12 protein-coding genes and 1 tRNA gene are annotated in these 7,875 nt (G+C 60.6%); 5 read left to right on the top strand and 8 right to left on the bottom strand.

What is annotated here, in order from left to right:
* Window positions 1–1,155: DUF3466 family protein (locus ACTHNR_RS09080; protein WP_440547249.1), on the top strand; the 1,155-nt coding region annotated here is incomplete at its 5' end.
* A 329-nt stretch (window positions 1,156–1,484) separates the two neighbouring features.
* On the opposite strand, the gene ACTHNR_RS09075 is transcribed toward ACTHNR_RS09080, so the two are convergent.
* The 5 genes from ACTHNR_RS09075 to ACTHNR_RS09055 form a co-directional block, all read right to left on the bottom strand.
* Complete coding sequence (locus tag ACTHNR_RS09075) at window positions 1,485–2,591, bottom strand: ArsO family NAD(P)H-dependent flavin-containing monooxygenase (protein WP_440547248.1); 1,107 nt, start codon at window positions 2,589–2,591, stop codon at window positions 1,485–1,487.
* A gap of 105 nt (window positions 2,592–2,696) precedes the next feature.
* Window positions 2,697–3,176 (bottom strand): arsenic resistance N-acetyltransferase ArsN2, encoded by a 480-nt coding sequence (arsN2, locus tag ACTHNR_RS09070; RefSeq protein WP_440547247.1) that lies wholly within the window; start codon window positions 3,174–3,176, stop codon window positions 2,697–2,699.
* Window positions 3,163–4,230 carry an ACR3 family arsenite efflux transporter gene (gene arsB, locus ACTHNR_RS09065; RefSeq protein ID WP_440547246.1) on the bottom strand — a complete coding sequence of 356 codons (1,068 nt, stop codon included), beginning with the start codon at window positions 4,228–4,230 and terminating at the stop codon, window positions 3,163–3,165. Before arsB ends, arsN2 begins: the two co-directional genes overlap by 14 nt.
* Before the next feature lie 8 nt (window positions 4,231–4,238).
* On the bottom strand, window positions 4,239–4,700 hold the full coding sequence (locus ACTHNR_RS09060) for an arsenate reductase ArsC (RefSeq protein ID WP_440547245.1): 462 nt from the start codon (window positions 4,698–4,700) through the stop codon (window positions 4,239–4,241).
* A gap of 1 nt (window position 4,701) precedes the next feature.
* Window positions 4,702–5,043, bottom strand: coding sequence for an ArsR/SmtB family transcription factor (locus ACTHNR_RS09055; RefSeq protein ID WP_440547244.1), 342 nt, complete (start codon window positions 5,041–5,043; stop codon window positions 4,702–4,704).
* A gap of 169 nt (window positions 5,044–5,212) precedes the next feature.
* On the opposite strand from ACTHNR_RS09055, the gene ACTHNR_RS09050 reads away from it, so the two are divergent.
* On the top strand, window positions 5,213–5,749 hold the full coding sequence (locus ACTHNR_RS09050) for an aspartate carbamoyltransferase (protein ID WP_440547243.1): 537 nt from the start codon (window positions 5,213–5,215) through the stop codon (window positions 5,747–5,749).
* Between the two features lie 73 nt (window positions 5,750–5,822).
* On the opposite strand, the gene arr is transcribed toward ACTHNR_RS09050, so the two are convergent.
* On the bottom strand, window positions 5,823–6,236 hold the full coding sequence (gene arr / locus ACTHNR_RS09045; protein ID WP_440547242.1) for an NAD(+)--rifampin ADP-ribosyltransferase: 414 nt from the start codon (window positions 6,234–6,236) through the stop codon (window positions 5,823–5,825).
* Between the two features lie 389 nt (window positions 6,237–6,625).
* On the opposite strand from arr, the gene ACTHNR_RS09040 reads away from it, so the two are divergent.
* The 3 genes from ACTHNR_RS09040 to ACTHNR_RS09030 are packed head-to-tail and all read left to right on the top strand — an operon-like array spanning window position 6,626 to window position 7,324.
* Window positions 6,626–6,811 carry a hypothetical protein gene (locus ACTHNR_RS09040; RefSeq protein ID WP_440547241.1) on the top strand — a complete coding sequence of 62 codons (186 nt, stop codon included), beginning with the start codon at window positions 6,626–6,628 and terminating at the stop codon, window positions 6,809–6,811.
* Window positions 6,808–6,945 carry a hypothetical protein gene (locus ACTHNR_RS09035; protein WP_440547240.1) on the top strand — a complete coding sequence of 46 codons (138 nt, stop codon included), beginning with the start codon at window positions 6,808–6,810 and terminating at the stop codon, window positions 6,943–6,945. Before ACTHNR_RS09040 ends, ACTHNR_RS09035 begins: the two co-directional genes overlap by 4 nt.
* 31 nt (window positions 6,946–6,976) lie before the next feature.
* Entirely contained in the window at window positions 6,977–7,324 is a 348-nt protein-coding gene (locus tag ACTHNR_RS09030) for a KUP/HAK/KT family potassium transporter (protein ID WP_440547239.1), read from the top strand.
* Window positions 7,325–7,459: 135 nt separating this feature from the next.
* Here the strand turns inward: ACTHNR_RS09030 and ACTHNR_RS09025 are convergent, their stop codons facing one another.
* Complete coding sequence (locus ACTHNR_RS09025; RefSeq protein ID WP_440547238.1) at window positions 7,460–7,633, bottom strand: hypothetical protein; 174 nt, start codon at window positions 7,631–7,633, stop codon at window positions 7,460–7,462.
* 125 nt (window positions 7,634–7,758) lie between these two features.
* Window positions 7,759–7,849, bottom strand: a tRNA-Ser gene (locus tag ACTHNR_RS09020).
* Window positions 7,850–7,875 lie beyond the last annotated feature (26 nt).

Genomic DNA, 7,875 nt, shown 5'->3' with positions numbered 1-7,875 from the left:
ATCAAGGAGCAAAAAATGACTGCTCGCTCGCGATTCGCGGCATACGTCGGCTTGCCCGATTCCACGCCCGCCAAAACGACACTGCGCCCGCAATCGGTACAGCGCCATGTCGTCCACACGCTCATCGCTTTTGCCGTGTCGGCGGCAGCCGCATCGACACCGGCTACCGCCGAAAGACTCACCATCCATGATCTCGGCACCTTGCCCGGCGGGCCCAATAGCTACGCTACGGCCATCAACAATCGCGGCGAAGTGGTCGGCTATTCGAACTATTCGATCACAGCAACCGCGGTCGTCCCATTCAGCCCACCTCATCGCCAATTTCACGCGTTCGTGCTCCGCAAAGGCGTGATGACCGATCTCGGCGCCCTTCCTGGCGGTACCGTCAGCCAAGCGTCGTCGATCAACGAACGCGGCCAAATCGTCGGCTTTTCGACTCTGCGCGGGCTAGCGGGCCCCCGCCATGCTTTCATTTACGACAAAGGGGTAATGACGGACCTCGGCACGCTTGCCGGAGGCCTCGGCAGCCAAGCGCTCGGGATCAATAATCGCAGCCAGGTCGTGGGCGTCGCCGATCCCGCCACCGGCTCGCCCCATGCCTTTTTACTGGACAACGGTGTAATGCGCGATCTTGGCACGCTTCCTGGCGGTGACACGAGCGAAGCCACGGCAATCGACAACCGGGGACGCGTCGTCGGCTACTCGAGCGTCGTGATCGGAGCACCGTACACCACGCACGCGTTTTCTTATGACAACGGCGTGATGACCGACCTCGGGACGCTTCCCGGCGGGACATTCAGCCAAGCCCTGGCGACGAACAACAAGGGCGAGATTGTCGGCTACGCCGACAACGCCGGCGGGGCCGAGCACGCGTTTTTGTATCGCCAAGGGCAGATGGTCGATCTTGGCACACTCCCAGGTGGCACCTACAGCGTCGCCATGGGCATCAACGAAAGAGGCGATGTGGTCGGGGTGGCGGACAACGCCGGGCCAGCCAACCATGCTTTCTTGTATTCAGACGGCGTGATGACGGACCTCGGCACGCTGCCTGGCGGCGTCTTCAGCGAAGCGCTGGGGATCAACGAGAAGGGAGACGTGGTAGGAGACGCGCTCACCTCCAGCGGGAATGTTCACGCGGTACTCTGGAGCAAGTAGAGAGACGAAACGCGGCATCTCTTTGCGCAGTCCGGCGAGGCCTATGCCGAACAAACTGATGGCAGCCGCCACAGCAAGTTCGAAGAAATTGGATGCACGTACCTCCGACCCACATCATGCTTAATCTGCTGGAAGCGTAGTCGACGCTGAAGACGATGTTAGCCAATTGGCGTCACCGCATTCGAGGGTTAAGAAATACAGGACGATCATTGGAACCCTCGCATCGGGATGCCCTGCCTGCGGGAATTGGGCAGGGCATCGCGCTCGCGCTGGAGATGCTGTGACCTTCAGATAGGCCCTGGCAGAGAGGTTCTTCTTCGCTCCCGCGCTTACGAATCTGATTTCCCGGGTCCGGGCAATGTTCGGACGCCCCGGGCACCAGCCGCCCGGAGAAATTGCGCGATTTCCCGCGCCGTATCGCGGGCGCCGCGCATCACGCCAATCAGGGTTGCCGACGCGGTGCCGCACCACTCGCCGTAGCCCACGAACCACAATCGAGCCTCGTCCCTAGCTCGCGTCCCGTCGGTTCTCGGCACGCCATCAACATTTCCGATTTGCAGCGGGGCAAGATGGTCGAGCGCGGGACGAAATCCCGTGCACCAGATCACAGCATCCACGCGGGAATGGACGCCGTCGCTCCATACGACGCCGTCTGCATCGAAGCGACTAAACGGGCGCCGTGCTTTCAAAACACCGCTCTTACGCGCCTCCCGTACGGGCGGCACCATCACGATGTCACCCAAGCCGCCTACCGGAACAGCCGGCGTTAGCCCATCACGCAGCGCCTTCCATCTGGCCGTCGCGCGTTCGAACAGCACTTGACCATCGATGTCGTCCGGCAGAAACACGGGTTCGTGCATCGTCACCCATGTTGCGTTGCACTCCTTCGATATCTCCGCCAGGATCTGTGCGCCCGAGTTGCCGCCGCCGACCACGAGCGCGCGCTTTCCGCGGAACTCGTCTGGGCTTCGATACTGCGCCGAGTGGCTCTGACGACCGCGAAAAAGCTCAAGTCCGGGATATGCCGGGATGTAGGGCGCGCTCCAAGTTCCGGTTGCGCTAACCACTGCCTGGGCTAACCATTCTCCGCGATCGGTCGTGATGAGCAGCCCGTCCGCGAGCCGCGAGACCGATCGGACACGTACCGGCCGGCGCACGGGAAATTGGTAGCGTTCCTCGTACTTCGTCAGATATTCGATGACTTCATTGCGCGATGGGTACCCGTCCTGCGATGCAGGCATGAGCCAGCCAGGCAGTGAACTCCATTGTGCCGGCGAGAACAGATGCAGTGAGTCCCATGCGTGCCGCCATGCGCCTCCGGGCGCGCTTTGATCATCCAAGACCACATAGTCGATCGCCGCGCGGCGCAGGAAGTATGAGGTAGCGAGCCCAGCCTGCCCGCCGCCGATCACGACAACGTCAATCTGAGCAGCCATAAGCGACGGTCCCGTCTGCTAACGTGAATCCCCTTTACGGCCTCGGGCACCGGGCACCGACAACGGGTGCGAGCGATCAGAGTTCGAGCATGTCATCCGGACTGTTCAAACCTTATCCGGTGAACTGCCGGTGTCCAAGGATCTCCCTAAACAAGGATGTGTCTGCGGGCAGAGATGCGTGAATTCCGGCAGACTGCGTATCGCCGAGGGAACACTGCTGCGCTCGATGCCCGTGAATCCACGCCGCGCAAAGAATCCGTGCGCCGTTTCGTCATTGGGAATAAGGTACAGCGCGCGGATAGATCGCGCTTGCGCTAGCGCAAGCGCGGCGTCGACTAGACGAGAACCGAGCCCCGATCCACGCAGCCCCGGCTGGACGGCGACCGAACGCAGCAGAGCCGTATCGCCGACGTGCTGGAGCCCGGCAACCCCGACGATCTCATCGTCCCCTATCGCCACGAGAAAGCCATCCAGACTTTCGGCAGTCAAGTCGCTAAAAGGCAGCCCGCACGCCGCCAACAACGCTTGGACACCTTCGAAATCTGCGACGGTGGCCGGGCGAATGGCGCAGTCAGCCCTGTTCATACCAATCCTTCGATGTGTTGACGATCTTAACGACCAGCAGCATCACCGGCACTTCGATCAAGACGCCCACTACCGTAGCCAACGCGGCCCCGGACTCGAAGCCGAACAAACTGATGGCAGCCGCCACAGCAAGTTCGAAGAAATTGGACGCGCCGATCAATGCCGACGGGCAAGCCACGTTGTGCTTTTCGCCGACAGTGCGATTGAGCCAGTAGGCCAGCGCGGAATTGCAGAGCACCTGAATCAGAATGGGTACCGCAAGCAACGCGATGACCAACGGCTGCCTGAGAATGGCATCGCCCTGAAAGGCGAACAACAACACCAAAGTACCCAACAGTGCCGAGATCGACCACGGACCGATCTTCGTCATTGCAGCATCGAAGGCCGCCTGCCCCTGCGATAACAGCATTCGTCGCCAAAGCTGAGCGATCGCCACCGGAATCGCGATATACAGCACGACCGATGTCACGAGTGTCGCCCAAGGCACCGTAATCGCAGACACACCCAGCAACATGCCCACCAGCGGCGCAAACGCGAACACCATGATCGTATCGTTCAGCGCTACCTGCGACAGCGTGAACAACGGGTCGCCATTGGACAGCTTGCTCCAGACGAACACCATCGCGGTACAGGGCGCGGCGGCCAGCAAAATGAGGCCGGCGACATAACTGTCGAGCTGATTGGCAGGCAGCAAAGGGGCAAACACATGGCGGACGAACAGCCATCCGAGAAACGTCATCGAAAACGGCTTCACCAGCCAGTTGACGAACAACGTTACGCCGATGCCGCGCACGTGCTCCTTGATTTCATGCAGCGCGCCGAAATCCACCTTCACGAGCATCGGGATAATCATCACCCAAATCAGTAGCCCGACCGGTAGATTGACCTGCGCTACCTCGATTTTGCCGATGGCGCGGACCGCGCTCGGCGCAGCTTGGCCAGCCGCGATGCCTGCAGCGATACAGATTAGCACCCACACCGATAGGTAACGCTCGAAGAAGCTCATCGGCACTTTAGCGGCTCGCTTGCCGCTCGTTTCGCATTGGACGGACATCGCTCGCCTCACAACCCTAGCGCTTCACGAACCGCCGGCACTAAGCGGGCGCGGATGTCGTCTCGGACGGCAATGAAACTATCGAGCGATTCGCCGTGTGGGTCATGAAAGCCGACATGAATCCGTTTGACCGGACGAGGAAAGATGGGACAGCTATCCTTTGCGTTGTCGCACACGCTCACGACCAGGTCGATGGGTTCATCCATCACCGCTTCTACGGTTTTGGGAAAGAGGTTCTCGGTCTGCAGACCAATCAATTTCAGCGCCTCGATCGCACCATCGGCCACATGCGGCTGGGGCGACGTCCCCGCCGAAATCGCTCTGACCTGGCCGGCCAGTTCGTGGTTGAGGATGGCCTGGCCCATCTGGGAACGGCATGAGTTGCCGGTGCAGAGCACGAGGACGGTTTTAGTCATCGCGTGATCGAGCACTTCAATAGATCCTCCACCGCCAAACGCGGATGCAGACATTTCACGACTGTTCCTCCGGAAGTTTCTTGCGGGCCCGGCCGCGCACCGGGGTACATGGATTGCCGCCACAGCAATTCTCGGTCAGGAACCCCAGCAGCGCGTTCATCTCCGAGTAATTCGCTGAATAGATCATGAAGCGGCCCTGGTGCAGGACCGTCACAAGCTCGGCGTGTGCGAGCTCTTTCATGTGGAAAGACAGAGAGGACGGGGCAATCCCAAGCTGCTCGGCAATTTGGCCGGCGGGCATCCCACCGGGACCGGCCTGAACAAGCAGACGGTAGACAGCGAGCCTCGATTCTTGCGCCAACGCGCTCAAGGCGCGAACCACCTGTTTCGTTTCCATACTTCGATAATATTCGAAATATGGAATAAATCAAGCGTTCTCGGCGGGCGTCGTTCCGTCTGTTCGCGTCATGGGCGCTAACCGGGAGACCAGTGGGATATTATCGAGGTCACAGTGCGTGGTCGTTGGCATCGTCAGACTACGGCTGCGTTCGATACTGGAAACGTTCATGGCACGCACAGCTACACTTCTGCTCGCCGCCTCGCTTGCCGCGGGCCTCTTTGCTTCACCCGTCGCTGCCGAAAGCGGAGCCCGCCAAAAGGAAGTTGCGCAACGAGGGGCCGATGTCATGCCGTTCTCCCTGGCGGCGACAACTCACGTCTTCACCAAGACTGCTGACGGCGGCATCCAGCAAGTCGTGACGAAGCGAAACGACCCCAAACAAGCTGCATTGATTCGCGAGCATTTGGCGATGATCGCTCAGCAATTCGCTTCCGGCGACTTCGAAGGCCCGGAGCATATCCACGGGAAGACCATGCCGGGTCTCGATGCACTGCGCGCGGCCAAGCCGGGGGAGCTGTCGATCGCTTACCGCGATCTGCCCAATGGGGGCGAAATTGCCTATCGGACGGATCAGCCTGGGTTGGTCAACGCGCTGCATCAGTGGTTCGACGCGCAATTGTCCGACCATGGTCACGACGCGATGGCTGGGCATGGCGCGAATGGGATGCACCATGGCGCCGGCGGCATGAAAGCGTCCGAATAACGCGTCAGCGCATACGACAACGCGCCAAGGCGCATGCCGCCAGCGCTTGGATGGGCCGATTCTGGCGGAATAACTAGTCGATGATTTCGGCGCCCTCGGCCCTCGAACGGGCGACACCGTCCTTCATTTGCTGTAGCCGTTCGGGTGGATGCCCTTGCCAGCCCGTCACTTCGGCAATGACTCGAAGCGGATCACGGGAGCGGTAGGACAAAGTCGGATTACCCGGAAACTTCTTGTCCGTTAGGTTGGGATCGTCCTCGATCGGCCCAGTCGGCTCGACGGCATAAATTCGCTCTTTCCCACTGCCGGCGGCGAGTTCAGCGCCCCAGATCGCGGTATCCAACGTACCGGAGAAATATACCCAGGATAGCGGCTCAGCTTCGGTGAAGTTGGACGGATGGCCGACGACAATCAGGCTTCCTGGTTTCAGATCCGCACGCGTTCCGTGAAAGAACGATCGTGAAAACACGCTCGCAGACGCTGACATAGGCTCGCGACTCCTTTAGATGTGAGGGGGCGCCGGCAGCGCACCAGGACACCGGCTTGCCGCAGGCTCCCTCGAGACAGCAAATGATAGAGGTAGATGCGGCAACCGCCAAACACGCAACAGTCGCGGCTCTCCCGCCACCCGCCCCTTGCGCGAATCGTCACGCGATCAAGACTGAGATGTTCGAGTGGGTTTTTACGACATTTTTGCGGGGCGACGCCATAGTTTTTCGACATCTTGATGCGCGCCATGATGAGATGATGGTGCGAGCAATGACGCGTCGAGGTGGGCAATTGCTAAAGTTGATGATTCCGATACCGTGCCGCGGGGGCGCCCCGGAAGCCGCACGATATGCCGCGTCTCTATTCGCAGATCGATGCGTGTCCGCGGTGGAATTGATCGAAGTGCTGGAGCAGGCGGATCAAGGGCGTGCCGCCGCGTTCCATTCGCGCAGCGAGCTGCGCCGCCGTGAGAAGCGATCGATGCTCGAAGCGCTGATCCGCACGCGGGCCATTCTCGACGATGCCGGGTGCCCTATACGTTCAAGCGCGTATTCGGGCCGCGAGAGCGCATGATCGCCGAACACGCGACGAACGATCAGGCGGACATCGTGGTGCTCGACGGCGCGAGCCTCGGTTTCTTTCGTCGGTGGAGCACGTTCGCCAGGCTATGGCGACGCTCTTCCAAGCCCGTGGCAATGATTCGTTGATATTGCCATCCGCCATCCACATAAGCGACTGATGAACAATGTCCGTGCTTTGCAGGCTTCAGAGCCCACAAGTAATCGCGATGGAACGATAGCGCTGGCGCTCGCCGCGCTCGGCATTGTATTTGGCGATCTGGGCACCAGCCCTCTCTACGCCTTACAAGCCTCCTTTGGCGGCACGCTTGGGGTATACGAGGCAATGGCGACCACGTTCTACCTTGGGCGCGAATCGCTCACGGTACAGACGAAGACGCGGCCGGGACGGCGCATACTGCTGACCTTGTTTGCGCTGCTGCGAAAAAACGAGCTGGCCGCAACAGCACACTTGGCCTTGCCGCCCAACCGCGTCGTCGAGTTGGGTGCGCGACTCGATTTGGTTTAATAAAAGCGCATTCACAGCGGCTCGGCGGCGCAGAAAAAGCGAACGGTCCGCACCGACGGCCGGCCGCCGCGACGGTTTCACGCGAACTCATGCACTGCCTGATGTGGCCTGCGACCGCTTCGCCGTCTTTCGCGTTCAAGCGAAGCATGCACGAATGGTCGGCCCGCGATCGCTGCTGATCGGTTCGAGGTCGAGCGTCAGGCTTACGTCGCGACGACCGGGCGCGTCGCTGTAGGTGATGAGCTTGGCACCGAAATCCAGTACGCCGTCTGTCCTGCGAGCGAGTCGCGCTTCGCCGATCGTGTGCACTCGGCCGCAGCATAGGCCGGCTCCTGCGCGTCGCCATCGAACTCGCACGCTATGCCCAACTTGCCCGCCAAATAAGGCCGAGCGAGATTTCCTGAGAACCCGCGAGAACGCCTGAGAAGCTTGACTGGCGGAGAGAGGGGGATTCGAACCCCCGATAGGCTGTTAACCTATACACGCTTTCCAGGCGTGCGACTTAAACCGCTCATCCATCTCTCCGAGAGCCGCAGATTATAGCAGAGTCT

The organism is Trinickia sp., assembly GCF_051954495.1.
Lineage (GTDB): Bacteria > Pseudomonadota > Gammaproteobacteria > Burkholderiales > Burkholderiaceae > Trinickia.
The sequence above is the reverse complement of the archived record's forward strand: the minus strand, read 5'-3'. Positions and strand labels throughout refer to the sequence as shown.

Bases quoted from the DNA above. Each gene is read 5' to 3' on its own strand.
- ACTHNR_RS09075 (WP_440547248.1), bottom strand. From the start codon at position 2,591: ATGGCTGCTCAGATTGACGTTGTCGTGATCGGCGGCGGGCAGGCTGGG.
- arsN2 (WP_440547247.1), bottom strand. From the start codon at position 3,176: ATGAACAGGGCTGACTGCGCCATTCGCCCGGCCACCGTCGCAGATTTC.
- arsB (WP_440547246.1), bottom strand. From the start codon at position 4,230: ATGTCCGTCCAATGCGAAACGAGCGGCAAGCGAGCCGCTAAAGTGCCG.
- ACTHNR_RS09060 (WP_440547245.1), bottom strand. From the start codon at position 4,700: ATGTCTGCATCCGCGTTTGGCGGTGGAGGATCTATTGAAGTGCTCGAT.
- ACTHNR_RS09055 (WP_440547244.1), bottom strand. From the start codon at position 5,043: ATGGAAACGAAACAGGTGGTTCGCGCCTTGAGCGCGTTGGCGCAAGAA.
- ACTHNR_RS09050 (WP_440547243.1), top strand. From the start codon at position 5,213: ATGGCACGCACAGCTACACTTCTGCTCGCCGCCTCGCTTGCCGCGGGC.
- arr (WP_440547242.1), bottom strand. From the start codon at position 6,236: ATGTCAGCGTCTGCGAGCGTGTTTTCACGATCGTTCTTTCACGGAACG.
- ACTHNR_RS09035 (WP_440547240.1), top strand. From the start codon at position 6,808: ATGATCGCCGAACACGCGACGAACGATCAGGCGGACATCGTGGTGCTC.
- ACTHNR_RS09030 (WP_440547239.1), top strand. From the start codon at position 6,977: ATGAACAATGTCCGTGCTTTGCAGGCTTCAGAGCCCACAAGTAATCGC.